The sequence below is a fragment of the Brachybacterium subflavum genome, from assembly GCF_009299795.1.
Taxonomy (GTDB): domain Bacteria; phylum Actinomycetota; class Actinomycetes; order Actinomycetales; family Dermabacteraceae; genus Brachybacterium; species Brachybacterium subflavum.
The window spans coordinates 329,582-355,152 of sequence record NZ_VIGP01000002.1 but is presented as its reverse complement, the minus strand read 5'-3'; the positions used below and the strand labels follow the sequence as shown (position 1 = coordinate 355,152).

At 69.5% G+C, this 25,571-nt stretch carries 18 protein-coding genes; 10 read left to right on the top strand and 8 right to left on the bottom strand.

The annotated features are described in order from the left end of the window. Position 1 precedes the first annotated feature (1 nt). Positions 2 to 1,051: an NAD-dependent epimerase/dehydratase family protein gene (locus FHG10_RS05430; RefSeq protein WP_152352294.1), complete on the top strand. Its 1,050-nt coding sequence runs from the start codon at positions 2 to 4 to the stop codon at positions 1,049 to 1,051. 114 nt (positions 1,052 to 1,165) lie between these two features. On the opposite strand, the gene FHG10_RS05425 is transcribed toward FHG10_RS05430, so the two are convergent. Next, positions 1,166 to 1,873 (bottom strand): SDR family NAD(P)-dependent oxidoreductase, encoded by a 708-nt coding sequence (locus FHG10_RS05425; protein WP_152352293.1) that lies wholly within the window; start codon positions 1,871 to 1,873, stop codon positions 1,166 to 1,168. Continuing rightward, a complete protein-coding gene (locus FHG10_RS05420; RefSeq protein ID WP_152352292.1) occupies positions 1,866 to 2,552 on the bottom strand; it encodes an IspD/TarI family cytidylyltransferase in 687 nt (228 codons plus the stop codon). The genes FHG10_RS05425 and FHG10_RS05420 overlap by 8 nt, the downstream gene beginning before the upstream one ends. Before the next feature lie 224 nt (positions 2,553 to 2,776). Here FHG10_RS05420 and FHG10_RS05415 point away from each other — a divergent pair, with 224 nt between their 5' ends. From FHG10_RS05415 to FHG10_RS05405, 3 genes are all read left to right on the top strand, one after another. Beyond that, positions 2,777 to 3,793 (top strand): hypothetical protein, encoded by a 1,017-nt coding sequence (locus FHG10_RS05415; protein WP_152352291.1) that lies wholly within the window; start codon positions 2,777 to 2,779, stop codon positions 3,791 to 3,793. Between the two features lie 122 nt (positions 3,794 to 3,915). Beyond that, positions 3,916 to 5,670, top strand: a complete 1,755-nt coding sequence (locus FHG10_RS05410) for a CDP-glycerol glycerophosphotransferase family protein (RefSeq protein WP_152352290.1) — start codon at positions 3,916 to 3,918, stop codon at positions 5,668 to 5,670. A gap of 201 nt (positions 5,671 to 5,871) precedes the next feature. After that, positions 5,872 to 8,403 (top strand): glycosyltransferase family protein, encoded by a 2,532-nt coding sequence (locus FHG10_RS05405; protein ID WP_152352289.1) that lies wholly within the window; start codon positions 5,872 to 5,874, stop codon positions 8,401 to 8,403. Positions 8,404 to 8,460: 57 nt separating this feature from the next. Here FHG10_RS05405 and FHG10_RS05400 read toward each other — a convergent pair whose 3' ends face one another. From FHG10_RS05400 to FHG10_RS05375, 6 genes are all read right to left on the bottom strand, one after another. After that, on the bottom strand, positions 8,461 to 10,032 hold the full coding sequence (locus FHG10_RS05400) for a glycosyltransferase (protein ID WP_152352288.1): 1,572 nt from the start codon (positions 10,030 to 10,032) through the stop codon (positions 8,461 to 8,463). A 103-nt stretch (positions 10,033 to 10,135) separates the two neighbouring features. Then, on the bottom strand, positions 10,136 to 11,020 hold the full coding sequence (locus tag FHG10_RS05395; RefSeq protein ID WP_152352287.1) for an ABC transporter ATP-binding protein: 885 nt from the start codon (positions 11,018 to 11,020) through the stop codon (positions 10,136 to 10,138). Continuing rightward, positions 11,007 to 11,945, bottom strand: coding sequence for an ABC transporter permease (locus FHG10_RS05390; RefSeq protein ID WP_227488053.1), 939 nt, complete (start codon positions 11,943 to 11,945; stop codon positions 11,007 to 11,009). The genes FHG10_RS05395 and FHG10_RS05390 overlap by 14 nt, the downstream gene beginning before the upstream one ends. Before the next feature lie 234 nt (positions 11,946 to 12,179). Further along, positions 12,180 to 13,427 carry a CDP-glycerol glycerophosphotransferase family protein gene (locus FHG10_RS05385; protein ID WP_152352286.1) on the bottom strand — a complete coding sequence of 416 codons (1,248 nt, stop codon included), beginning with the start codon at positions 13,425 to 13,427 and terminating at the stop codon, positions 12,180 to 12,182. Then, complete coding sequence (locus tag FHG10_RS05380) at positions 13,427 to 15,346, bottom strand: glycosyltransferase (protein ID WP_152352285.1); 1,920 nt, start codon at positions 15,344 to 15,346, stop codon at positions 13,427 to 13,429. The genes FHG10_RS05385 and FHG10_RS05380 overlap by 1 nt, the downstream gene beginning before the upstream one ends. A gap of 203 nt (positions 15,347 to 15,549) precedes the next feature. Continuing rightward, a complete protein-coding gene (locus FHG10_RS05375) occupies positions 15,550 to 15,891 on the bottom strand; it encodes an MGMT family protein (protein WP_152352284.1) in 342 nt (113 codons plus the stop codon). A gap of 41 nt (positions 15,892 to 15,932) precedes the next feature. Here FHG10_RS05375 and FHG10_RS05370 point away from each other — a divergent pair, with 41 nt between their 5' ends. The 6 genes from FHG10_RS05370 to FHG10_RS05345 all read left to right on the top strand — a co-directional run bounded on the left by FHG10_RS05370 (position 15,933) and on the right by FHG10_RS05345 (position 25,348). Next, positions 15,933 to 16,808: a DUF4194 domain-containing protein gene (locus FHG10_RS05370; RefSeq protein ID WP_152352283.1), complete on the top strand. Its 876-nt coding sequence runs from the start codon at positions 15,933 to 15,935 to the stop codon at positions 16,806 to 16,808. 316 nt (positions 16,809 to 17,124) lie between these two features. Further along, positions 17,125 to 18,066 (top strand): carbohydrate ABC transporter permease, encoded by a 942-nt coding sequence (locus tag FHG10_RS05365; protein ID WP_152352282.1) that lies wholly within the window; start codon positions 17,125 to 17,127, stop codon positions 18,064 to 18,066. Beyond that, positions 18,063 to 18,989: a carbohydrate ABC transporter permease gene (locus FHG10_RS05360; RefSeq protein WP_227488052.1), complete on the top strand. Its 927-nt coding sequence runs from the start codon at positions 18,063 to 18,065 to the stop codon at positions 18,987 to 18,989. The genes FHG10_RS05365 and FHG10_RS05360 overlap by 4 nt, the downstream gene beginning before the upstream one ends. A gap of 151 nt (positions 18,990 to 19,140) precedes the next feature. Then, positions 19,141 to 20,526 (top strand): ABC transporter substrate-binding protein, encoded by a 1,386-nt coding sequence (locus FHG10_RS05355; RefSeq protein WP_227488051.1) that lies wholly within the window; start codon positions 19,141 to 19,143, stop codon positions 20,524 to 20,526. A 373-nt stretch (positions 20,527 to 20,899) separates the two neighbouring features. Beyond that, positions 20,900 to 21,832, top strand: coding sequence for a hypothetical protein (locus FHG10_RS05350; protein WP_152352281.1), 933 nt, complete (start codon positions 20,900 to 20,902; stop codon positions 21,830 to 21,832). A 129-nt stretch (positions 21,833 to 21,961) separates the two neighbouring features. After that, positions 21,962 to 25,348 (top strand): ATP-binding protein, encoded by a 3,387-nt coding sequence (locus tag FHG10_RS05345; RefSeq protein WP_152352280.1) that lies wholly within the window; start codon positions 21,962 to 21,964, stop codon positions 25,346 to 25,348. The last annotated feature ends 223 nt before the right edge of the window (positions 25,349 to 25,571 follow it).

Sequence of the window (25,571 nt, the reverse complement as noted above, 5' to 3'; positions counted from 1 at the left end):
CATGAGCGCATCCTCGAGCGTCATCGACGCCGACCTCGCCGAGATCATCGGGCGCGACCTCCCGTGGGACGCCCTCTCCGGATCGACCGTGCTGGTCACGGGCGCCAGCGGCATGCTGCCGTCCTACGCCGTGCGGACCCTGCTGCGCTTGAACGACGAGCGCGGCACTGGAGTCACCGTGCACGGACTCGTGCGGAACGGGGACAAGGCGCGCCGCGCACTGGCCGACGTCCTGGACCGTGAGGACTTCCGCCTCATCGTGCAGGACGTCGCGGAGCCCCTGGACATCGAGGGGAGGCTCGACCTCATCATCCACGGGGCGAGCGCCGCGCGTCCTTCGCTCCACAGCTCGGATCCGATCGGAACCATGCGGGCCAATCTGCTGGGGACCATGAATCTCTTGGATCTGGCGGTGCGCAAGGGCAGCACCTTCTCGCTGATGTCCTCGGCCGAGGTGTACGGCGCCCAGGACGCGGAGCTCGAGCTGATCCCCGAGGACAGCTACGGCGGGTTCGACATCCTCAATCCCCGCGCGTGCTACTCCGAGGGCAAGCGCGCCGCGGAGACCCTGTGCGCGGCCTACTCGGCGCAGTACGGGATCACCAGCAGGATCGCCCGCTTCGGGCACATCTACGGCCCGGGGATGGCGTTGGACGACGGTCGTGTGCAGGCGGAGTTCACCGCCAAGGTGCTCGCCGGGGAGGACATCGTCCTCAACAGCGACGGCAGCTCGCAGCGCACGTACACCTATGTCGCCGATGCGATCGCAGGGCTCTTCGTCATCCTTCTCAAGGGCGACGAGACGGTCTACAACATCTCCGACGTCGATGGCCTCGTGTCCATCCGCGGGCTGGCGGAGGCGTTCACGACCGTGCGTCCGGAACTCGGGCTCCAGGTGCACACCAAGCCCTCCGACACCGGCGGCCGCTATGCGCCCGTGAAGGCGCAGGGGCTGGACAGCGGCCGCCTGCTCTCCCTGGGATGGCGTCCGCTGGTCGATCTCCGGCACGGTCTGGCGCGCACCGTCGACAGCCACCGCGACGAGGTCTGATACCACGGCGGGCTACGCTCGCGGAGCGGGCGCCGATCATGCGACGAGGTCCGGGAGCAGCTGGCGCTGCGCCCGGACCTCGTCGCAATGGGGGAGTGCGAGTGACCGGTGAGATCACTGACGCACGACGATGTTCTCCGAGTCGATGAAGCGGCCGACGGGCGACGCGAAGGTCTCGATGACCCGCGCGACGTGCTCCGGCTGCATGATGGTGGACGGATCCTCCTCCGGCGCCAGGGTGCGGCGCAGGGCGGTCGCGGTGCGGCCGGGGGAGAGGCAGACCACGCGGGTGCCGTAGATCGCGAGCTCCTCGCGCATCACCTGGCTCATGTTGATCACGGCCGCCTTGGAGGCCGAGTACGTGAGCCAGCCCGAGCGCCCGTTGATGCCGGCGGTCGAGGCGATGTTGACGATCAGCTTGAACTCGTTCCCGCGGTTCAGGAGCTGCTTGACGATGAGGAACGGCGCATAGACGTTCACGCTCATCGTCTTCTCGAAGTCCTCGATCTCCGCCTGCTGCAGCGGGACCGGGTTCGTGTAGCCCGCGTTGTTGACGAGGATGTCGATGTTGCCGACCTCGCCGTGCACGGACTCGAGGGCCTCGTGCAGCGAATCGCGATCGCCCACGTCGACGTAGCGGGTGATGATCTTGCGTCCGACGGGGCTCGAGGAGCGCAGCTCCTCGACGGCGGCGTCGAAGTCGTCGGACTTGCGGGCGAACATCACCACGGTGGTGATGTCCTCGCTGTTGTGCAGGAAGCGGCGGGTGGTCTCCAGACCGATCCCGCGCGAAGCACCGGTGACGAGAGCAGTCTTAGTCATCGTCTTCCTCCTCCGGGCGCAGGAGGAAGCCCGCCATGCGCAGATCGGTGGGCGTGGTGACCTTGAAGTTCACGTCGGACCCTTCGATGAAGTACACGGGGTGCCCGGTGACGGCGACGAGGGTCGCATCCTCCGTGTAGACCTTGTGGTCCTGCTCGGCCTTGGCGTGGGCGTCCTGCAGGTCGGCCTTGGAGAACTTCTGCGGCAGCTGCACGTTGCGCAGCTGGTCGCGCTCCAGTGAGCCCGTGACCTCGTGGGTCTCGGGGTCGACGGGTGCCACGGTGAAGGAGATCGGGGTCATCAGCGAGACATTGCTGTGCTCGGAGGCGATGAGGTCCTCGAAGTTCCTCTTCGTCACCAGCGGGCGCGCGGCCTCGTGGATGATCACGTCGTCGTTGGTGCAGTGCGGGAGCATCGCGGCGACGGACGAGTGTCGGGAGTCGCCGGCCTCGACGAGCGTGACCGGGGTGGAGATCGCGTAGTCCCGGAGGACCTCCTCGACCTCTTCCTTCCACTCCGGCGGGTAGTTCAGGACGATCTGGTCGATCTTCTCGACCCGGTTCGCCATGACCAGCGCGTAGACCAGGATCGGGATGCCGCGGAGTTTCAGCAGCTGCTTCGGCTGGTTGGCGCCGATGCGAGCCCCGATCCCTCCGTTCAGCAGGATCAGTGAATACATGGATGGGTTCCTTCGTGCAGTCGGTGTCGCGCTCCGCTCCGCTGCGGGCTTGCCGCTCCGGCGTGGTCACGCGACCGCTACGTCGGTCAGCCGGGAGTTCACCTCCCGGACACGTGGGCGTCACCCTACAAGACCGTATGCGCTCGCTCCTGGACCGTCGTCGGTGCCCGGGAGCGGGACCCTTCTCACCTGTTCGACATCTGTCGTTCATTTACGATCGGCCGATGACTGTTTCACCGCTTCCCGTGCACTACCTCGGCGACAGCCACGTCAGGTACTTCAAGAAGGCCGCGAAGATCGGTCTCCTCGCGCCGCATGAGCTCAGTGGCGTCGAGGTGGGCGGCGCCACGGCAGTCGGCATGAGGAACCCGAACTCGAAGACGGATGCGATCGGCCGGTTCCGCAGGTGGATCCGCGAGAAGTCGCGCGAGTCGATCGTGGTGCTCCATCTCGGAGAGGTCGATTGCGGTTTCGTGGTGTGGTACCGGGCCGAGAAGCACGACGAGCCCGTCGAGCTCCAGGTGGACAACTCGCTCGACGCCTACTTCGAGTTCGTCGACGAGCTGCTGGACATGGGCTTCCACCGCCTCATCGTCACCGGCGCCACACTGCCCACGATCACCGACGACGACCAGGTCGGTGAGGTCGTCGTCAAACGCAGCGCGATCACGGCGACGCAGAAGGAGCGCACCGATCTCACGCTTCGGTACAACGCGGAGCTCAGGCGCCGGGCCGCGGAGCGCGGCCTTCCCTACGTCGATATCGACCAGGACGTGCTCGATCCTCGGACCGGAGTCGTGGACGAGAGGATGCGAAACCCGAACCCCGAGGACCACCACATGAACGGCAGCCTCGCCGCGGCCCTCTGGGCGCGGAAGCTGCGCGAGGCCATCGCGATATACCAGAGACTGCCGCACGCGCCGCGCCATTGGACGTGCACGCACGATTCGTTCCTCAAGGCCTACCCGGGGCACTCCAAGAATATGCCGACCGGCATGCGCCAGAGGGTCGAGGTCGGCGACGTCGTGACAGGCGACGAGGTGACGACGTCAGGGCAGTACACCGTCATCCGGGACGCACGGGTCAACGGTGAGGAGTTCCCCCTGCTGAGCATGCTCCACACGCATCACTACGGGCCCGCGGAGCGACCCGCTTCCGGGAGCTCGAGCGGTCCGGTCGGTCTGCTGCGTCGAGCCCTGTCCCGCAGGGCCGGGCCGAGATCTCGCGCGGGATCCTCCTGAGCGCTGCCGACGGGCCCTGTGCGTCCGCGAACTGGTGGGGCTTGTCTCATCAGGGCATTCAGAGGGTGCGTGCGAGAATCTGATGTCCTCATCCGCGCTTCGTCCAAGAGAGGAAGAGGCGAATGCCCGCTCCTCGCCCTGTCGTCAAGAAGGTCGTCAAGCTGCTCCGAGCCTGGGCCGTGCTCGTCGACCTGCTCGTTGTCGTCGCAGCGATCGCTGTCCTGCTGAACCCGGACGCGACGTGGACCGTCATCGTGCTCGCCGTCCCGCTGCTCGTGATGATGTGGCGCACGCGCCGTTCGCTCACGCGCCGTCTGAAGTCGGTAGGCGGACTGGGGGAGTACCTGATCGGCCGGTACCTGCTGCTGATCGTGGGGATCGTCCAGGCGGCTCATCACGGCATCCCGACTGCGCTGTGGACAGTCGCCGGCATCCTGCTCGCGCTCGCCCTGGAAGCGGAGCGCTTCGAACTGCGCATGCATCGGCGCATCCGTCCCTATGCCGCCCATCTCCCTGACCGTGATACGGAGCACCGGCCGCGCTTCGCCTACGGCTATCTCTACTCCCTGGGCGTACTGGGGCTCGTGCTTCTCGTGCTCGCGCCTGTGATCGGCACGGCCGGCGCCTGGGCTCTGCTCGTCGTCGCTGTGCTCGCAGTGCTCGTGGCGCTCGCGGCGCTCGTCGACATCGTGCGGCGGATCGCGCGACGCAGCTCCACCCTGCGCGAGATGCCCGAGATCGTCGAGCAGCTCGAGCCCCGGTTCTTCGTCTACTGGAGTGCCCAGCGCGGCTCGGCGTTCCAGATCACGATGTGGCTTCCCCATCTCGAGAGGCTCGGCGTGCCGTTCGCGATCATCGTGCGCAGCGACGCGAACTTCCGGGACCTCGAAGGCGTGGTGGATGCACCCCTGATCCTGCGCAGAACGCTCGCGGACCTCGACTCCGTGATCGTGCCGAGCGCTCGGGCCACGTTCTACGTGAACAACGCAGTGCTCAACAATCACATGATCCGGTACTCCGAGCTCCTTCACATCCAGCTCCTACACGGTGAGTCGGACAAGGCTGCGAGCTCGAATCCCGTCACGAGGATGTTCGACCGCGACTATGTCGCCGGCCAGGCAGCGATCGATCGCTTCGCCGCGCGCGGGATCTTTATGCCCGATTCGATCTTCCGGATCGTGGGCAGGCCCCAGGTCGAGGATGTCGAGGAGGCGCGGGGCCCGATCGGCGGGATCGAGGCGCCGACGGTCCTCTATGCGCCGACCTGGCAGGGGTTCCACCAGGATGCCCAGTACTCGTCCCTGTTGCAGGGCCCGGATCTCGTGCGACGACTCCTGGGGCGTGGGTGCACGGTCGTCTTCCGCCCGCATCCGTACAGCTACCGGACGCAGGCGCTGCGCGACGCCTGTGAGCAGATCAAGGCACTCCTCGTCGCGGACGGGGAGTCCACTGGTCGCCCTCACCTGCACGGGTTCGCGGCCGAGAAGGAGATGACCGTCTTCGACTGCTTCAACGCCTCGGACGCGATGATCTCCGACGTCTCGAGCGTGGTCGGTGACTATCTCCACTCCGAGAAGCCGATGGCGATGATATCGATGCACGCTACGGCCGATGAATTCCGGCGCGAGTTCCCGACCTCGCGTGCGGCGTACGTGATCGAGGGAGCTGACGGAGGCCTCATCGACATCGACGGAGTGCTCGACACGATGCTCGGTCCCGATCCGATGTCGCAGGTGCGCAAGGACTTCGCGACCTACTACCTCGGGGACATCCCCAGGGATTCCTATGCGGAGAGGTTCTTGGCGGTGGCCCGCGAGGACCTGGGCATCACGGTCCAGGGCGGATCGGATGTGGTCTCGGGTCCCGGCGCTCCCTGACGGTGTCCGGATGGAGCAGCCGAAGCACTCCGCTGCCGAAGTCCACGCGTCCGCACGATTGCTGACAGCGCTGCAGGGCGACGACTTGTAGACTCCCCGCCGTCATCTACCGTTCACTTTCGTCTGGAGCTCCCTGTGCCGAGACTACGACGGCTCCGCCGCCTGGCCGCATCCCGACTGCCCATCGCCACCAAGGATCAGGTGCGAGCCGCCTCCCGATCGGAGGACTGGGCGGATGCGTACGAGCAGCTCCTCGCGGCCGCCGAAGGACGCTCGGCGGGGACGGCTCCGAAGGCGGTTCCCTCCCAGGCGGTCGCGGATCGCGTCCGCAAGAGCGTGGAGAAGCAGTCCGCCGATCCGCTCATGCGCGCGATCATGCAGGGCAAGGGCCTTGACCGGGCCGTCGCCGAGCGTGTCCGTGCGCTCCTGAAGGAGAAGAGGACGAACGAGGCGCAGTCGGTCGCCGACGCCCTCGTGCGGGACGAGTCGACGGCTGCCGCCGGGCACCTCGCGGCCGGGATCGTCGCCGCCTCCCGGAACCATCCGGCGCTCGCGCTGCACCACTTCGACAAGTCGGACCACGAGGCCGCGCTGCGCTATGCGCCGCTCGAGAGGATCCAGACGCTCTTCGCGGAGGATCCGCGCAGGGGCGCTGAACTGGCGCGGACCTGGCTCGCCGAGGATCGTCCGTTCAGCGCCCGCAACTGGTTCGAGGTCTACCGCAACCTCTTCGTCACCGACGAGCTCGAGCTCGCCGACGAGGCCTTCGCGAAGTCGTCGGCCGCCTACACCACCCCGAAGCAGCGGGACGCGTGGAAGACCGGCCAGGACGATCTCACCTGGGGCCGGCGCTGGGTCGGCGCACGCCGCAACCAGGATGCGCCCGCGGCCTCCGAGGGGCACGTCTCCTTCGGTCTCATCGACTATCTTCAGCCTGGTCGCGCCCGCGCCTCGCAGAACATCGGCGACCAGATCCAGACGCTCGCGTCTTTGGGGCACGTGGTGCGTCACCAGGACCTGCGCTTCCACGGTGATGACGGTGTCGTGGACTTCGTCCGCTCCATGCAGGAGCGAGTGCGGCCGGAGCTGCGCCGCGAGGGAGTCTCCGCGGACGTCGATGTCATGACGATCGACCGCGACTCCACGACGTACCAGGCGATCCCTCCGAATACTTGGCTCCTGGAGTTCGGATGGCACATGCACTCGCTGTTCGGTCTGGAGGCGTACGACTTCCCGCTGCACCCCAACCTCAACCCGATCTTCGTCTCCTTCCACTGCAGCAAGCGGGCTCTCCTCTCCGAGGAGTCCCTCGCGTACCTGCGGGAGCACGGGCCCATCGGGTGCCGCGATTGGACGACGGTCGATCTGCTGCTCTCGCTGGATGTCCCCGCGTTCTTCTCCGGGTGTCTGACCACGACGGTGAATACCGTGTTCCCGGATCTCGAGCAGAAGCCCGAGCAGGCGACGGTCTACGTCGACGTCGCTCGCAGCCCCGTTCCCACGGGGCATGAGAACGTCAAGCAGTCGTACCCCGAGGTGAAGAAGCGCGACTTCACCGCGAACATGTGGGACGCCGTGCAGGTGCTCGAGCGCTATCGCCGGGAGTACACCGACGTCGTCACCACGCGCCTGCACTGCTACCTGCCGACGACCTCCCTGGGACTGAGGGTCGACTTCGAGCCGAAGAACAACGCCGACGTGCGCTTCAACGGCCTGTTCCGGCTGTCCTCGAAGGACTTCGACGCCATGCGCTCGAACATGCGCGACCGGCTCGAGTCCGTGGTCACCGCAATCTTCGAGCAGAAGAGCCGCGACGAGGTCTACGAGGTGTGGCGCCGGACCGTCGAACCGGAGGTCGAGGCCGCGCGTGCGCGGCACGCCCGGAAGGTTGCGATCCCCGCGGCCCGCGCGTCGGCTTCGCAGCTGACGTCGTCGGTGAGGACCCCGGCGGCGTCCGGCCAGGACAACGCGATCGACGTCGTGCTGACGCCCACGCCGAAGCAGCTGGGGCGCCTGCAGGGCGTGCTCGCGTCGGCGGCGGCCCATTCGGCGCGGCCCATCCGTGCCTGGGTCGTCGCGCGCGGGGCCCAGCCGGCGGGGCTGGCCGTCGAGCATGTGGATCTCCACTGGATCGACACCTCGTCGATCGATGCCGCGCGCGTCGAGGCAGGGATCGACCCGAGGGCACTGGACAGAGTGCTGCTGGCGGACCTGGTCCCCGTGGACCGCGCGATCCTGCTGCCTGTGGACGCCGCCGTCTCCGCCGACCTCTCCGAGCTCGCCGATCAGGATCTCGGAGACGCCCTGTTCGCCGCGCGCCGCACCTCGCGGCCGGAGCCGAGCGGTTTCGCCGTGCTCTACAGCGCAGCCCGTCGCATGGACGCTGTTCCGCAGACCGCCTACGAGTTCTACCGCGACATCCACGGTCGGCACGTCTTCGACTTCGAGGCGTTCGACACCGATGTGATGGTCCTCGACCTCGCCGGCATGCGTTCGGAGGGCCTCAGCGACCAGGTGCTGCCGGCCATGGCGCACTACCGTCTGGACGATCGCAGCGCACTGCACTATGCGGCCGGTCCGCGCAGGTACGACCTGCCGCGTGAGTGGGCGCACGTCCCGGACCGGGAGGTCGTGGAGGACCCGAAGATCCGCCACTGGGCGGACGGCGTCAAGCCGTGGTCGTCCTCGTACGTCACGGGCGCGGAGCACTGGAAGGCCCGCGCGCGGGGCTGAGGCCCGACGTTGCCCGCTGCGCCGACGCGATCGGCGCAGCGGGCAGCGCTCCTCCCGTTAGCGGGAAGAGGGCAGCCCGCTGCGCCGATCCGCGTGGCGGAACGTCTCGTCCCACTCGCGCAGGACGGCCTGAAACGACAGGCGCGAGGAGATGTCGGCTCGCCCTGCGGCGCCCATCGCGCTCGTTTCCGAGGGGGAATGCAGCAGGCGCACGATGCCCTCGGCGAGCTGCTCCCTGGCCCCGCGCGGGACGATGATCCCCGTCTCCCCGTCGCGGATGAGCGTCGAGGGGCCGTACAGGCAGTCGTAGGAGACGACGGGCGTGCCGACCGCCAGGGACTCGGCGATCGACAGGGGAAGAGCTTCCCAATCCGAGGTCGACACTGTGCACACGCTGCGCGCCATCGCTGCGTTCGGCTCGCTCGTGCGCCCCATGAAGCGGATGCTCCCGGAGAGCCCGAGCTCCTCGACCAGATCCTCGAGCTTCTTCTTCGAAGGACCCCGCCCATAGATCTCGAGACGGGCGTCGGGGACGTCCTCGAGCACGCGGGAGAAGGCGTGGATCGCCTCGTGCAGGGCCTTCTGCGGCGCGAGACGGGACACGACGGACACCAACCGGGGATCGCGCTCGACGTCGGGCCGCGGCGGGAGGCGCAGAGTGTTGGGGACGACGGTGAAGCCGTCCTCGTTGCCGAGCCTCTCCACCATGTCGGCTCGCTGGCGCTCGCTCAGCACGACGAAGGCGTCCAGCTGGTCGAGCTGTGCGAAGACGTCGTCATAGTCGGTGCGCAGCGGACTGTCCACGGCGAACGGCTCGCCGACTTGACTGTTGTGCATCATGGCGATCCGCACGGCGCTCGAGCGGCGGAGCCGGAGGGTCTTCGCGATGGTGGAGGCGGTCTCGGCGATGACGTACGGCGCCGTCGACGAGCGGTCCACGAGGCCCTGCAGCCAGGCGACGTGCCAGTCGGGGAGCCCATTGAACCGGCGCATCCTGCGCGTGGACGGTTCGGCCACGTAGACGCCGACACCTCGGCCGTTCTCGGGATTCATCCAGCGCTGGGCATAGATGAATCCCTCGGCCGTCAGGAACTCGACGCGGTTGGCGCCGCCGTCCGTGGTGAACCACGTTCGTCGGGCCACATGTTCGCCCGCCATCTCGTCACGCCGGATCAGGAAGCGATTCTCGAAGAAGTTCGTGTGCTTGATCCCGCCGTCCTCGTCCAGACGGTCGAAGGCGTAGTACTCGCCGGCGGCGGTGAAGTGACGTCGGTACGCGCCGTGCGCGTCGGTGCCCGTCTCGATCAGATCCTGGCCCGTGCTGACCTGTGCGAGCGGCTCGGCAAGGCGTCCGAGTGTTCGCCGGGCCTTCGACATCGCCCGACGTGCAGGGCCCGCATCTTCGGCGGCGAGAGCCGAATCCGCGTAGATGTTGTGGACGGGCACCGAAGCGGCGAGGCGTCCGGAATTCCTCAGATCCTCGATCGAGGCCGCGAAATGGGGGTTGTCATCGAGGGTGGCGATGGCGACGTCCCTGCCTGCCTCGGAGAACATGCGCGCCTGATCAAGCACCGCCTGGGTGACGCCTCCGGAACCAAGGCGGTGCAGGACGATGAGGATGGGCCGCATATGAGTCTCCTTCAGAACGTACGACGGAACGAGATGGAGTGAGCACCTGGAGAGGAGGATGCCTCAGCACTGGACAGGGCGCACGCCCGGCCGCGCCCGCAGGTCAGTTCTTCGCCTCGGCCTTCGCCTTCGCAGCCTCCCTCGAGGCGACGACGAACTGCCGGTAGCGCTTGCAGACATCCTCGGCCGGACCGTCCATGACCAGTTGGCCCTGATGGACCCACAGCACGCGCTCGCACATGCTCTTCACGGTCGCCAGCGAATGGCTGACCAGGAACACGGTCCCCGCCGCCTCGCGCACCTCGTTGATGCGTGCCTTGCTCTTGGCGCGGAAGCCGGCGTCGCCGGTGGACAGCGCCTCGTCGATCATGAGGATGTCCGGCACGGCGCTCGCGGAGATCGCGAACCGCAGCCGCTGGCCCATGCCCGAGGAGTAGGACTTCATCGGCAGGTTCACGAATTCGCCGATCTCAGCGAAATCCACGACGTCCTGATAGCGCTCCTTCACCTGCTGCGGGGTCAGACCGAGCGCGAGCCCGCCGATCATGATGTTCCGCTCGCCGGTCAGATCACCCATGAGCACGGCGTTGACGCCGAGCAGCGCCGGGTCTCCGGCGACGTACACGGAGCCCTGGGCCGCGGGGATCAGGCCCGCGATGGCTCGCAGCAGCGTCGACTTGCCGGAGCCGTTGACACCGATGATGCCGATCGACTCGCCGTGCCGAGCGCTGAAGGAGATGCCCCGCACGGCGTGGACCTCGCGCACGCCCTGCTGGGAGGAGGCACCGCGGCTGAGGAACTTCTGCAGCGCGCTCTGCTCCTTCGCGGGCCCGTGACCCACCTTCTTCGCGCCGAACACGCGATAGGTGACGTGCAGGTCGTTGACGAGCAGCGAGAGCTGGTCCGAGACCGATCCGGTGACGGGGGTGTCATCCAGATCTTCGGCGTCGACCTCGAAGTCGTCCTCGTCCGTCTCAATTGCGGCCATAGGTCTCTTCCCCCTGCCAGAAGAACAGGAATCCGCCTGCCAGGAACACGATCGCCCACACCAGGCCGATGAGCCACATCATCGGGTCGAGTGGTGCCGAGGGCTCCTTCAGGATCGCCGAGCGCGCGAGTTCCAGGTACACCGCGACCGGCTGGTACTTCATGATCCATCCCCAGGAGAACGATCCGAGGAAGTGATCGATGGAGAAGATCACGCCCGAGGCGTACATGAGCAGCCGCGTGCCGAACGGGATCAGGTTGTCGATATCGGGCGTCTGCGCAACCAGCCGCGCCATGATGAACGCGCAGCCCGTCGAGAACGCCCAGATGAGGATCACGGCGGGGATCAGCAGGAACCAGCGCCACGCGAGAGGCACGTCTCCCTCATTCGGGAGCAGACCCGAGAAGTAGGAGATGAGGCACATCACGACCAGCGCGGGCAGAAGCGTCGTGAGCTCCGCCAGGACGCCCGCCATCGGCAGCACCGCCCGGGGGAAGTGCACCGACCGCACGAGGCTCAGGTTGGAGCGGATGGCTTTCGAGCCGGCGTGGATCGACCGCTCGAAGAAGCGGAAGAAGAACACGCCCACCACGATGAACGCGATGGTGTTCTCGATGCCTGCGCGTCCCACCTTCAGGATGATGCCGAAGATGAGGATGTAGACGGCGGCGTTGAGGATCGGGGTGAGCAACGCCCACACCTGCCCGAGATAGGTGTTCTGGTTCGACGCCTGCGACTTCGAGACGGCGAGCACGCGGATGAAGGTGCGTCGGCGCCAGAGCTCGCCGAGGTACTCGCCCAGCCGGGGGCGGACTCCCATGCGCTCGAGTCCGTTGCTACGCGCGGTCTCCACGACCCAGGCGGGGTCGTAGGTGCGCTCCAGGGGAGGCGGGACCGTGGGTGTCGCGGGTTCGCTTGCAATCAACAGGCCGTACCTATCTCCGGGGCCGGGAACGTGGAGCGGCCGTCAGCGGGCCGAAGCACCCCACATCCTACCCAGCCGGGGATCGGCGCCCGCGGTGTCCTCGCACACAGCGTGCGCATCTCCACGGAATCTCCTACAGATCACCCGACGTCCACGGCTGCCCTCCACGGCTGCCCTCCATGGACGGCGCCGGAGCGCGCGGACTCGCTGCCGGGGCGGCAGAGACCCGCGCAGCTACACCTGCGCGGGGCCCTCTTCCTGGATCGACGCCCACAGCTGATCGCGCAGCACGGTGAGGTCGGTGCAGGCGTCCAGGAAGCGCTGCAGCGACGCCCCTGGGCTCGTGTCGCCCAGGTAGTACTCGGTGAGCTCGCGGCGCTGTTCGCGCTGCGGGTCCTCGGTGATCTGCTCGAGGGCGAGCTCGCCGGCGCGCGGGGCCTGCTCCTCGGTGAGGCGCGGGGCGGTCTGGAGGAGGCGTGTGGCAGCCTCGCGGGGTCCGCCCTCGGCGCGTGCGGGCTCGGTGACGAGGAGGGGCTTGCCGGTTGCCAGCCAGTCCGTCGCGACGGCGGAGACGTCGCAGATCATGAGGTCGGCGCGGGCGAAGTCCTGCTGGATGCTGTGGTGCTCGGCGATCTCCTGCCCGCGCTCGGCGAGCAGTTCGCGCAGCTGGGCGTCGGCCTCCCCGAAGGCGGGGACGCGCACCCCGGTCAGCGGGTGCGGCCGGTAGATGACGTGCAGGCCGGCGGCGACCAGGGAGCGCGCGATCATCTCCGACTGCGTGAGCAGCGAGGAGTAGGCGACGCTCGCCTGCCCGCCCTCCCACGTCGGCGCGTAGAGGACGGTGCGGGGAGCATCCTCGGGACGTGACAGGGCGGGCACGCGGTCCGTGTCCAGGCTGGGTCGGCCGACGGGGATGCAGCGGGTGCGCGCGTCGAACAGGGTCGAGTAGCGCTCGAGGCGGTCGATCGCCGCCTGCCCGGCCACGAAGGAGAAGTCGTAGGCCTTGATCTGGTTGGAGACGGAGACGCCCTTGTCGGAGTCGCCGTGCAGCAGCGAGACGTGCAGCGCCGAGCGGCTGCGCAGCGGCGCCGTGTTCAGCGGGTTGTAGTTCACGTAGAGGATGAGCTTGGTGTCGCTGCGCAGGATCAGCGCGTCCAGCGTCGCATCGCGGGCGACGGTGATCACCGTCATCTCCACCTTCTCGCGCAGCGCCGCGGCGACCCGCGAGTCCATGCACACGATGGTCACGCCCCGCTCGCGGTGCAGCTCGCGCAGCGGCCCGAACCAGTCGTCGAGCTGGTAGAGGCTCTCCAGGGTGTCGGGGAAGTAGAGGATGACGTCGCCCTCGAGGACGGTGTCTCCCAGGCGGTCGTCATCGCCCAGGCCGTCGGGCACGCCGCCGGGCAGCAGGCGGAAGCGGCGCAGGAGCTTGCCGCCGGTGCTGCGCAGCCAGCGCTTGAGGGAGTTGCCGCGTGCGGCCATCAGCGGCCTCCTTCCTGGCTCGCTTCAGCGCTGTCGTCCTTGCGCTCCTCGGTGCTCGTGCTCCCCGCCTGCCCGGTCTGCTCGGTCTGTTCCGCCTTCTCCGCCTGCTCAGCGTGGTCCAGGATCTCCCGCCAGGCGTTCGCCGTGGTCCAGCGCGGCAGTGCGCGCGCATACCGGCGGCGCAGCGAGCTCCAGCGGAGGGCCAGGCGCACGTGCGTGCGCAGCACCCGCACGAGCAGGGACCGATCATCGTGCCCGTCGATCACGAAGGAGTCGATCCTCTCGCCCTGCGCGGAGGTGATGATCACGGCGTCGGCCCCGAGCACGGTGCGCCAGGACACCGTGCTCGCGGGGATCTCCAGCACGCTGCGCGGAGCGCGGGCGGGGGAGAGCACGCGCGCGAGCGCCCGCAGCGCCCCCGCGGGCAGGGAGAACGGGGAGGTGCGCGTGGGCTCGAGTCCCTCGGTGCGGGAGCGCTGGCGCTCGCGCCAGGCGTCGACCACCGCCTGGCCGTCGGCCCGCGCGCTGCGCAGGTCCGTGCCCAGCCATGCATCGGGGCCCGCCAGCGCGGACCGCGCGCCCTCGTCCCACAGGCGCGCCGTGAGGTGCAGGCCCGAGAGCACGTGCTTGAGCTGGTGGGCGAGGGAGTCGGCGAGCACTCCGCGGCCCGCGCCGTGCGCGGCGGCCGTCGCCAGACGGTTGCGGTGCAGGATCCGCGCGCTCCAGCTCATCTGCGTGCGGTACGCGTCCCAGGAGGGGTGGGTGACAGAGGCCCCGGGCAGGACCATCGTCGAATAGCCCAGCGCGCTCGCGCGCAGCCCGTACTCCGCGTCGTCCCACTTCAGGAAGAACGGCGCGGGCAGCCCCAGCGTCCCGACCGCCCCGGGCGGCAGCAGCGTGCCCCACCAGCCGGTGTAGTCGGCGGCGGTGCGGGGCAGCAGCGCGTCCCAGTCGGCGGGCGTGGTGCCGGCGAGGTCGAGCGGTCCGCGCATGCCGTCGGCCGAGCGCCAGAAGAAGGTCGAGCGCTCCACGTGCTCGGCCTCGGTGAGCAGGGTGGGGGCGTCGGCGGGCGAGCCGGCATCCAGCAGGCCGGTGCCCAGGATCGTGGGCGCCTCGGCGAGGGCCTGGAAGGTCAGCAGGCGGCGCAGGGACTCCTCGGAGATCAGGGCGTCGTCGTCCGAGAGGAAGACGGCCTGGGTGGGATCCTCGAGAGCGGCGAGCATGCCGCGCGCATATCCGCCGGAGCCGCCCAGGTTCGGCTGCTCGAGGAGCTCGATCCGCGCGGCGGGGAGGGAGTCGGGGAGGCCGCCCGACCTTCTCTCCTGCGCGTCGAGGAGCCGGGTGAAGGGCGCGTGGCCCGCGAGGGAGCCGCCCTGGTCGATGACGAGCACGCGGGCGACGAACGGCATGGCGGCGAAGGCGCGGGCCTGCGCGGTCGCATCGTCCTCGCGGCGGAATGTGGGGACGACGGCGCTTACGCGCGGAAGCTCGACCTCCTCGTCGACCCACCAGCGCACGCCGGTCCCGGTCGCGCCGGGCCCGGCGGCCGCCCCCTCGACCCACAGCCAGGCAGGGGTGGAGGGGTCGGCGAGATCCACGGTGAGGCCCTCGGCGCCGATCTCGCCCAGGTCGATCACGTCGCCCGGGTCGGCCCCCAGGAGACGAGGGCGACGGTCGGAGGAGCGCGCGGCGGAGCGAACGTCAGCCCCGTCCGCCTTGTCGGCTCCGTCCGCTCTGTCGACCACGTCCGCCCTGTCGACCACGTCCGCCCTGTCGACCCCGCCGGAGCCAACGGCCTCGACCTCGACGTGCACCGGACGCGGCCCGACGGCATGGCGCCACGCCCACGCAGCGAACGCCTGCTCCCACAGGGGCGCGGCCGCGCTCCGCGTGCGCTGGAGCGTCGTCCCGACGTGCACGGGGCCTCCTCGGAACGCGCGGTCATGAACGGTGTGATGGACGGCAGGCCGCGGTGAGCTCGATCGCTGGGCTCGGAACCCGGGTCTGCACGGAAAGGGGTCGGGCTCTCGCCGGGCCGTTCCTGAGGTTACAACAGGGCGAACGGGCGACGAACGAGGCGTGACCGATGTCGGGTCGTGCAGGGTTTCATCCTCGGCCGATCTCAGTCCTCGGGCAGGTCCGCCCAGGCTCGTCGGGCGTCCGCCACGAGCTGCTCGTGGTCGGCCCGGTACCGCGCGATCCGGCAGCCGCGCCCGTTGGGCTTGAGCGCGATCCCCTCCTCGTCCCACGCGTCGCGGGCGCGCGCGAGCAGCGGAGCGGGCAGGTCCCCGTCGGCCGATGTCACCCGCCACCAGGTCACCCCCGAACCCCACTGGCTCATGATCCGACCCACCAGGCGCGGCCCCACCCCGCACACGTCGCCCACCTGGCCGTAGCTCGCGACGCGGCCGGGCGGGATGGCCTCGACGGTGCGCAGCACCCGCTCCACGGTGAGATCGTCCATGACGGCCAGTCTCGCAGGTACCCTCGATGATCGTGGCTCCCATGACATCCCCCGCCTCGCCCGCCGCCGCGGCCTCCTCGAACTCCTCGGGCTCGGCCCCGTCCCCGGACGACCCGGACGCGCCCACCACATCCGGCCTGGGCGCGCTCGTCGACGAGTCCCGCCGCGTCCTCGTGGCCCTCCTGCAGGGCCCCTTCGTCGACGGCCGGCGCGAACCCCAGCGCTACGGCCAGCTGCTGCGCGACCGCGCCGCCATCGAGGCCCGGCTCGCCGACATGTTCCTCGAGCTGGTCCTGGACGACGACGCCCAGGTCGCCTTCGTGCGCCAGAGCGAGTCCGACCCCGACGCCCCCAAGCTGCTGCGCCGCCTCTCCGGCCTGAACCGTCTGGACTCGGTGCTGCTGCTGGTGCTGCGCCAGATGCTGCTCACCCAGTCCTCGCGCGGTCAGCGCGCCGTGGTCTCCGACGCGGAGATCCAGCAGGCGCTCGCCGCCTATCGCCGCTCCACCTCGACCGACGAGGCCGGTTTCGCCAAGGAGGTGCGCGCGTCCATCACCAAGATCCAGCGCGCGGGCCTGCTCGAGGAGCAGGGCGACTCCTTCGAGGTCTCCCCGGTGCTGCGCCTGATGATCGGCCCCGACACCGCGCGCGAGTTCATCGCGCTCTACCGCGAGGCGGGAGCCGGCGGCCTCGCCGACCCCGAGGGCGCCGACCCCGAGGACGCCGGCGCGGACGATGCCGACGCGGAGGACTTCGACGCGGAGGATGTCGATGGGGAGGGCGCCGACGAGGACACCACGGGCCGCGTCGTGGGCGCCGCCGGTGCCGGCACGGACGCCGAGGACGAGACCGTGGACGGCGCGATCGACCCCGCGGACGGCGCGATCGACCCCGCGGACGGGGACGAGGGGCGCTGAGCACCGAGGGATGATGGTCGGCACCTCCGGGAGCCGACCTCGGGAGCTGATCTGCTTCCGGGAGGGGAGGTCGGGGCGTCGGACCTCGGACGCTGAGCACAGGGCCGTGCATCCCGGGCGAAGGCGCGCGGTCAGACAGGTCGCCGACGCCGGGGTCCGACATACGCCGCACACCCTCTGCTACGGTGACCTGGATCACCGTGTTCATCTCCCGTTCACCTGTGCTCGGGCCATCCCCCGACTTCCCCACCCGCGGTCGCGCTCCTGAGGGCGACCGCCCGCCCACCGCCTCGACGACGAGGAGAGGAGGGGTCGCATGACCACGACGTCGACCGACGCATCCACCGTCCCTGACGCATCCGAGATCCCGCGCCGCAAGCCCTCACGACGGGGCCAGTTCAGTTCCTGGCTCTACCTGGTGCCGGCGCTCGCCGTGTTCGCGGTCTTCATGTTCTTCCCGCTCGCACGCTCCTTCGTGCTGTCCTTCCAGGGCAACGACATCCTGGGCCGACCTGCGGGCTTCGTCGGCGCCGAGCACTACCTCAAGCTGCTGCAGGACTCCGAGTTCCACGCGGTCCTGCTGCGCACGATCGCCTTCGTGGTGCTCACCGTGGTCCCGGTGATCGCGATCTCGCTGATGCTCTCGCTGCTGCTGCACCAGAGGATCCGCGGCATCCGCTTCTTCCGCACCGCCTTCGCCTCGCCGTTCGCGTTCTCCGTGGCGACCGCCTCGGTGATCTTCGCGGTCATGTTCAACCAGGCCACGGGCGTGCTGAACGGCATCCTCGGGACGTTCGGCATCGGCCGCGTCGGCTGGATCACCGATCCCCACATCGCGCTGATCTCGATCGCGCTCACCACCGTGTGGATGCAGATGGGCTACAACCTGCTGGTGCTCTCGGCGGGTCTGGGGTCCGTGCCCGACGACATCATCGAGGCGGCCCGCCTGGACGGCGCAGGCGGCCTGCGCCTGCAGCGCTCGATCATCATCCCGCTGCTGACCCCGCAGATCTTCTTCCTGCTCGTCACCGGCACCATCAACTCCCTGCAGAGCTTCGGTCAGATCCACATCCTCACCCGCGGCGGGCCGCAGGGATCGACCACCACGCTCGTCTACTCGATCTACGAGCAGGCATTCGCCTACGGCAACTCGAACTTCGGATACGCCTCCGCCCAGGCGATCGTGCTGCTGATCGTCGTCGTCGTGATCACCGCCCTGCAGTTCGGGCTCGTCGAGAGGAAGGTGTTCTACCAGTGAACGAGCACTCCTCGACCGCGCCGTCGTCCGCGACCCGCCCGGCGCCGACCACGCCGTCGGGCCCTGCGCGGCCGTCGGGCACTGCGCGCCGACGACGACCTTCCGGAGGCCTCGCCTCGAAGATCGGCACCTATGCCGTGCTGCTGATCTTCCTGGTGCTCATCGGGTTCCCCGTGTACTTCGGGTTCGCCGGCTCGCTCATGGGCCCGGGCGACATCAACGCCTACCCGGCCGCCCTGTGGCCCAGGAGCGGTGCGGTGCTGCGGAACTTCGCGGGCGCCCTCGACGCGATCCCGCTGCTGCGGCAGTGGGGGAACTCCGTGGCGATGGCGGGCATCATCACCGCCGGACAGATGATCACGAGCGTGCTGGCGAGCTTCGCCCTGGTGTTCCTGCCGATGCGGTGGCGCACCTTCTGGTTCTTCCTGCTGCTCAGCACGATGATGGTCCCGGTCGAGGCGATCATCATCCCCAACTACCTCTTCATCTCCGACGCGGGCCTCATCAACACCCTGCCCGCGCTGACGCTCCCGTTCCTCGCGCACGGCTTCGGGATCTTCCTCCTGCGCCAGGCGTTCATGTCGTTCCCCGCGGAGCTGTTCGACGCCGCCCGCATCGACGGCTGCTCGAACCCGCGCTTCCTGCTGCGGATCCTCATTCCGCTGTCGCGGCCCACGCTGATGGCGCTCGGATTCTGGTCCTTCCTCATGGCCTGGAACATGTACTTCTGGCCCCTGCTGGTCACGCAGACCCCGCAGATGCAGACCATCCAGATCGGCATCACCCAGCTCAAGTCGGCCGACAACTTCAACGCCGGCCTCGTGCTCGCCGGCACCGTGCTCGCGGTGGTCCCGACCCTGCTGCTCCTCATCTTCGGGCAGCGGTTCATCGTCCGCGGCCTCACCGGCGGAGCGATCAAGTGAGCGGCGCGGACGGGGCGGACGGCGCACATCCCCGCACCCGCTCACAGCCCGGCACCCGCAAACACTCCTGCACCCGCACGCGCTCCCTCGAGCCTCCCGCACCCACACAGAACCGATCCCGCACCTCACGGAAACGAAAGGCGGCCCGACGATGATCCGACGGCGCACGGTCATGGCTTCGATGGCGGGGATGGCGGTGACGGCGCCGCTGGTCGCCGGCTGCTCGGGAGGCGGAGGAGGCTCCGAGGCGAAGGCCCCGGACTCCGGCGCCCTGGACAAGGCCGATGGCGAGACCACCGTCGCCTTCTGGCACTCCATGGACGGCACCAACGGCGACACCCTCGAGAAGCTCGTCAAGGCGTTCAACGAGAAGAACTCCGGCAAGATCACGATCAAGCCCGTCTACCAGGGCGAGTACGACGACGGCATCACCAAGTACAAGGCCGCCGTGCAGTCCGGCAGCACACCCGCGCTCGTGCAGATCTACGACCTGGGCCTGCAGTTCATGATCGACTCGGGGACCGTGGTGCCCATGCAGTCGTTCATCGACCGCGACTCCTACGACGTCTCCGACATCCAGCCCAACATCGCCGGGTACTACACGGTCGCCGACAAGCTCTGGTCGATGCCGTTCAACACCTCGATGCCCGTCCTGTACTACAACAAGAAGCTCTTCGAGAAGGCGGGACTCGACCCCGAGAAGGCGCCCGAGACCCTCGACGAGGTCGCCGAGGCCGCGAAGGCTCTGTCGAAGAAGAACGACGGACCCGCGGAGTTCGGCTTCAACGGCGCGATCTACGGCTGGTTCGTCGAGCAGATCATCGCGACGGCCGGAGAGCTCTACTGCACGCCCGACAACGGCCGCGGCAAGGAGCGCGCGAGCGCCTTCGCCTTCGACAACGACGCCGCCGTCCAGTTCCTCACCTGGTGGAAGAAGCTCGTCGACGACGGCATCGCCGGCAACACGGGGCGCGCCCCGGCCGATGCGCAGGACGCCTTCAAGTCCGGCACGATCGGCATCACCCTCGAATCGACCGGCGCGCTGGGAGGCATGAAGGAAGCGGCCGACGAGCAGGACTTCGAGCTGGGCGTCGGCTTCTACCCGCGCATCGAGAAGAGCGAGTACGGCCCGGTCATCGGCGGTGCCTCGCTCTACGTGGTGGGGGAGAAGCACTCCGATGCGGAGAAGGAGGCCGCCTGGAAGTTCGTGCAGTTCTGCAACGAGCCCGCGAACCAGGCCACCTGGCACACGGGCACCGGCTACTTCCCCGTCTCGAAGAAGGCGCTCGACGAGCCCGAGGACACGAAGTGGCGCAAGGACTTCCCGCAGTTCGACGTCGCCATCCAGCAGCTCGACGAGACCGAGCTCAGCACCCCCACCCAGGGCGGCACCGCGGGCATCATGCCCCAGGCCCGCAAGGCCGTGGAGGAGGCCTGGGAAGGCATCCTCCAGGGCGACGACCCGAAGGAGGGGCTGACCAAGGCCGTCAAGGGCCTGCAGTCCGCCCTCGACCAGTACAACGACTCGGCAGGATGACCTGCGCGGACGGGGGCCGGCCTGCCCGGGGACCGGCACGCCCGGACCCAGTTGGTCGCAGGCCAGGCCGCCGATCAGCCCGCCCTGAGCCTCCACGCGGTTCCACCCCTCGACACCTCCGCTCACCGAGAGGTGAGTTGTTGTCGTCAAAAGGCCCGTTTGACGACAACAACTCACCTCTCACCGGGCGATGACGACGACAACTCACCTTTCGCCGTCGCAGGGACCACTTTTCGCCGTCGCGCGACGGTGTCGTCGTGCCCGCGTCGACCGGGCGCTGCGCAGGCCGTCCGGTCGGCCGGGATGCGTCCTGTGAGCTGGGCATTGTGGATGATTCCCGACGTCCGGGTGCGAGTCGGGGACGCTGGTGCCCATGTCGAAGCCGCGTGCGCCGCTGCCTGCGCATCTGCCGCCGGTGTTCACCGCCCGAGAGGCGAGGGCCGCCGGAGTCGGTGCCGCCCGTCTGCGCTGCTCGGACTTCCGAACCCTTGCGCGGGGGCTCTACGCGAGAGCGGGGACCGGGGCGAGCGCCGCGCAGATCGTGCGCGCCCTGTGCTTCGACGACTCGTCGGCCTTCGCCTGCGGACAGACCGCCGCGGAGCTGCTCGAGATGCCGATCCCGCGCGGGCTCACGGCCGTGCGCAGCCGGACCGTCCACGTGGCCAGCCCCCGCAAGCACGAGGACTCGGCCCTGATCCGGTGGCATATGAGCTCGGACGCGGAGGCGAAGGACGCGATCCTCGTCGGAGGGGTTCGGGCCACGACGAGGATCAGCACGTGGTGTGATCTCGCCCTGCTGCTGAGGTCCGGCGATCTCGTGTCGATCGCCGATCACCTCGTGCGTCGGCCCCGACCCCGTCTCGAGGGACGCACCGAGCCGTACGCGTCCCTTGATGATCTCGCCGCAGCGGTCGAGGCACGCCGAGGGCGACGGGGCGCCCGGGCGCTGCGCGCCGCAATCGACCGAGCCCGTGTGGGCAGCGACTCCCCGGCGGAGACGAGGCTCCGTCTGGCTCTCGAGGACGCCGGCCTGCCCGAGCCCCGGCTCAACGCGCGCACGCACGACGGGGGAGCGGACCTCGGCGAGCCGGATCTGTCCTGGCCGCGCTACCGGGTGTGCCTCGAGCACGAAGGGCCGCGCCACCTCACGCGTGCTCAGCAGGAGCGGGACATCGAGCGCACGGAGCGCCGCGTGAGCGCAGGCTGGATCGAGGTGCGCACCGTCGCGACGGATCTGCACGAGGGATGCTCGCGCGCGGTGGTCAGGGTGGACGACGCGCTGCGCCGCCATGGCTGGACGCGCTGACACGGGCACCCGCCGTCGCGCTCGTCGCCCGCCGTCGACGACCGAACGTCTCGCGACCCGTCGCCGCCCCGTCCTCCCCGCTTCTCCACCCCCGCCCCCGACCCCCGCCCGCCCCGGTACCCTTCTGGGGTGGAATCCGACGCAACGACCCTCGACCTGCCCGGCCTCGGCGAGGACACCGGCGACCGCGCCGACGCCGCGCAGACGGACCCCGCGCACCCGCATCCCGGGCAGTGGCGCCTCGTGCATGTGCAGGTCTCGAACTGGGGGACCTTCCACGGCACCCATGACCTGGAGATCTCCCCGCGCGGCTATTTCCTGACCGGCGGCCCGGGCACCGGCAAGTCGACGCTGCTGGACGCGATCAGCGCGCTGCTCACCCCGCCGCGCACCCTGCACTTCAACGCCGCCGCGTCCGACGCGGGCCCGGCGCGCTCGAAGTACCGCCGCACCGTCGCGAGCTACGTGCGCGGGGCCTGGGCGATGCACTACGACGCCTCCACCGGCGAGTTCAACCAGGAGGTGCTGCGCGAGAAGACCACCCTCACGGTGCTCTCGCTGCGCTTCGCGGACGGGCAGGGCGGCGTCGTGCAGCTCTCCCGCCTGCTGCTCCTGCAGGCCGGGCACACCTCGGACTCCGACGTGAAGAGCCTGTACGTCATCTCCCGGAAGGCGCTCGACGCGACGGACCTGCGCCAGTTCGTCTCCAGCCAGATCGAGGGCCGCGCCCTCGAGGCGGCCCATCCCGGCACCGAGACGTTCCGGCAGTTCCGCGAGTACCGGGCGAAGTTCTGCCAGCTGCTGGGCATCCCCGACGAGAAGGCCCTGGGTCTCCTCCACAAGATCCAGAGCGCCAAGGAGCTGGGCGACGTCAATGCCCTGCTGCGCGACTACATGCTCGACGAGCCTCGCACCTTCGAGCTCGCGGATCAGGCGCTCACGAACTTCCACAACCTCTCCGAGGTCTACGACGCCCTGGTCACCGCTCGTGAGCAGCGCGATCTGCTGCGCGGCCTGCGCGACGCGCACACCTCGTGGAAGGAGATGCGCGAGCGCGGCGGGGAGCTCGTGGACCGCCGCAGCGACATCGACGTCTACGCCGCCCAGCACCTGGTGCGGCTCCTGCAGGACGAGCAGGAGCGGCTGCAGCTCGAGCGCGACCGCGTCGGCGCGCAGCAGCGCCGCCTCACCCAGGATCTCGCGGACTCCCGCGCCGACCTCGCGCAGCTCAAGGAGCAGCGTCGTCGCGCCGGCGGCGGCGAGATCGACGACTGGAAGCAGCAGATCGCGGGCCTGGACGTGGAGCGCGAGCGCCGCAAGGAGCGCGCCGCCGAGTTCGCCGCGCAGCTCGCGACCGTCGAGCTGCGCACCCCCGTCAGCGAGGACCTGTTCCTGGCGACCCAGCGCGAGGTCGGCGATCTCCGTCGGACCCTCGAGACCGAGGAGAAGAACGCCGACGAGAACCGCTGGCAGTCCGAGGCGAAGGTCCGCGAGCTCCAGCAGGAGCTCCAGCAGACCGTCGCCGAGCTGAACTCGCTGACCTCCCGCGCCTCGAACCTGCACTCCGAGGACATCGCCGTGCGCGACATGATCGCCCGCGAGGTCGGCATCGCCCCCACCGATCTGCCCTTCGCGGCCGAGCTCCTGCAGGTCAAGGACGGCGAGCAGGAGTGGACGGCCGCCGCCGAGCAGGCGCTGCGCGGCCTCGCCCGCTCGATCCTCGTGCCCGAGCGCGTCTACCGCGAGGTCGCCGGGGTCATCGACCGCACCCGTCTGCGCCGACGCATCTCCTACAACCGCGTGAACACGGACCTCACCCGGCCCTCGCGACGCATCGACCCGACGACGCTGGCCGCGAAGCTCGACGTCAAGGACGGCGAGTTCCACACCTGGCTCTCCGGGGAGATCGCCGCCCGCATGGACTACGTGTGCGCGGAGGACCTCGAGGAGTTCACGCGGCTGAACCGCGCCGTGCTGCGCTCGGGTCAGATCAAGCACTCCGCGTCCCGGCACGAGAAGAACACCGACCGCGCGATCAACGACCGCTCCCAGTGGGTGCTGGGCTTCGACAACCGCGGCAAGCGCGCGGTCTTCGAGGACGAGCGCACCCGCGCCGAGCAGGCCCTCTTCGAGGCCCAGGCCCGACGCAAGGACGTCGAGGCCGAAGCGGAGCGCCGACGCGAGCGGCTGTTCGCGCTGCAGGCGCTCACCGCCGTCGAGTGGGACGACATCGACGCCGCGTCCGTCGCCCGCCGCATCGCGAACCTGCGGGACATGGTCCGCGCCGCCGAGTCCGGCTCCGAGGCCCTCGCGGACCTCGCCCGGCAGATCGACGACGTCGAGCAGTCCATCACCGACGCCGACGAGGAGCTGCTGGACGTCGCCCGCGGCGCCGGCAAGCTGGGCGAGCAGGCCGAGCGCGCCGCCGAGCGCCTCGGGAAGGCGAAGGAGCGGCTGAGCGAGCGGAGCCTGAGCCCCGAGGTCGAGGAGGAGCTCTCCGAGCGCTTCCACGCGATCGCCCCCACGATCGTCCTCTCGACGATCGACCAGGTCACCAAGGACGCCTCGGCGACCCTGGACGCAGAGCTCGTGGACCTCACCAAGCGCACCTCGCGCGCCGAGGAGGACATGCGCACCGCGATGCGCGAGTTCTCCCGGCGCTGGCCCGCCGAGGCCGGCGACACCGACGTGTCCCTGGACGCCGCCGGGGACCACCTCGCGATCCTCCAGCGCATCGAGGAGGAGAAGCTCCCCGAGGTCGAGGACCGCTTCTTCGAGTTCTTCACCGGCAACACCCTCGGCGACGTCCAGGCCCTGGCCACCGCGATCGCCCGGGAGCCCGCCGAGATCAAGAAGCGCCTCCAGCGCATCAACGCCCTGCTCTCCCAGGTGGAGTTCCACTCCGGGCGCTACCTGCAGCTGTCCATGCGGCCCGTGCATCTCGCCGCCCTCGACGAGTTCAAGAAGGCCCTCGAGGACGCCGTCGCCGGCACCATCGAGAACGACATCACCCGCGACCGCGACCGGGCCGAGGAGCGCTTCGTCTCCCTGCGCCACCTCATGGAGCTCATCTCCAACGCCCGCACCAAGGACGACCAGGTCTCCCGGGCGATCCTGGACGTGCGCCGCCACGTGCACTTCCACGCCGAGGAGGTCGACGCCGAGGGGAAGGTCGTGCACGCCCACGAGTCCGGCGGCCCGCTCTCGGGCGGCCAGAACGAGCGTCTGACCACCTTCTGCCTCGCGGCCGCGCTGCGCTACCAGCTGGCCGGCACCGGCATCGACGTCCCGCGCTACGCGCCGATCATCATCGACGAGGCCTTCTCCAAGGGCGCCGGCAAGTTCATCACCGCGGCGATGGAGTCCTTCCGCCACTTCGGCTTCCAGGTCATCCTCGCCAACCCCGGCAAGAACCCCCAGGCCCTCGCCCCGTTCATCGGCGGCGTGGGCGTGGTCGCGATCCGCGAGGACCGCTACTCCCAGGTCAGCCCGATCGAGTTCGTCCCCGTCGACTGAACCCGCCGATCGGGTGGCGGGCCGGCGTGCCCGTACTCCCGGCCGGTCCTGACGCCAGCTCGCCGGGCCGCCGTGGCCAGACTCGGTGCCCGATCCGGCTGCGTCCCGCACGATCCCTGACCGCACGATCCTCGGCCGTCGCCCCAGGCACGGCATGCGCGGGCGGAATGGCTTCGCACCGGCCTGTCGATGGGGACTTCTCCCCATCGTGAGGAGGAGCGCC

Bases quoted from the DNA above. Each gene is read 5' to 3' on its own strand.
- FHG10_RS05430 (WP_152352294.1), top strand. From the start codon at position 2: ATGAGCGCATCCTCGAGCGTCATCGACGCCGACCTCGCCGAGATCATC.
- FHG10_RS05425 (WP_152352293.1), bottom strand. From the start codon at position 1,873: ATGACTAAGACTGCTCTCGTCACCGGTGCTTCGCGCGGGATCGGTCTG.
- FHG10_RS05420 (WP_152352292.1), bottom strand. From the start codon at position 2,552: ATGTATTCACTGATCCTGCTGAACGGAGGGATCGGGGCTCGCATCGGC.
- FHG10_RS05415 (WP_152352291.1), top strand. From the start codon at position 2,777: ATGACTGTTTCACCGCTTCCCGTGCACTACCTCGGCGACAGCCACGTC.
- FHG10_RS05410 (WP_152352290.1), top strand. From the start codon at position 3,916: ATGCCCGCTCCTCGCCCTGTCGTCAAGAAGGTCGTCAAGCTGCTCCGA.
- FHG10_RS05400 (WP_152352288.1), bottom strand. From the start codon at position 10,032: ATGCGGCCCATCCTCATCGTCCTGCACCGCCTTGGTTCCGGAGGCGTC.
- FHG10_RS05395 (WP_152352287.1), bottom strand. From the start codon at position 11,020: ATGGCCGCAATTGAGACGGACGAGGACGACTTCGAGGTCGACGCCGAA.
- FHG10_RS05385 (WP_152352286.1), bottom strand. From the start codon at position 13,427: ATGGCCGCACGCGGCAACTCCCTCAAGCGCTGGCTGCGCAGCACCGGC.
- FHG10_RS05375 (WP_152352284.1), bottom strand. From the start codon at position 15,891: ATGGACGATCTCACCGTGGAGCGGGTGCTGCGCACCGTCGAGGCCATC.
- FHG10_RS05370 (WP_152352283.1), top strand. From the start codon at position 15,933: ATGACATCCCCCGCCTCGCCCGCCGCCGCGGCCTCCTCGAACTCCTCG.
- FHG10_RS05365 (WP_152352282.1), top strand. From the start codon at position 17,125: ATGACCACGACGTCGACCGACGCATCCACCGTCCCTGACGCATCCGAG.
- FHG10_RS05355 (WP_227488051.1), top strand. From the start codon at position 19,141: ATGATCCGACGGCGCACGGTCATGGCTTCGATGGCGGGGATGGCGGTG.
- FHG10_RS05350 (WP_152352281.1), top strand. From the start codon at position 20,900: ATGTCGAAGCCGCGTGCGCCGCTGCCTGCGCATCTGCCGCCGGTGTTC.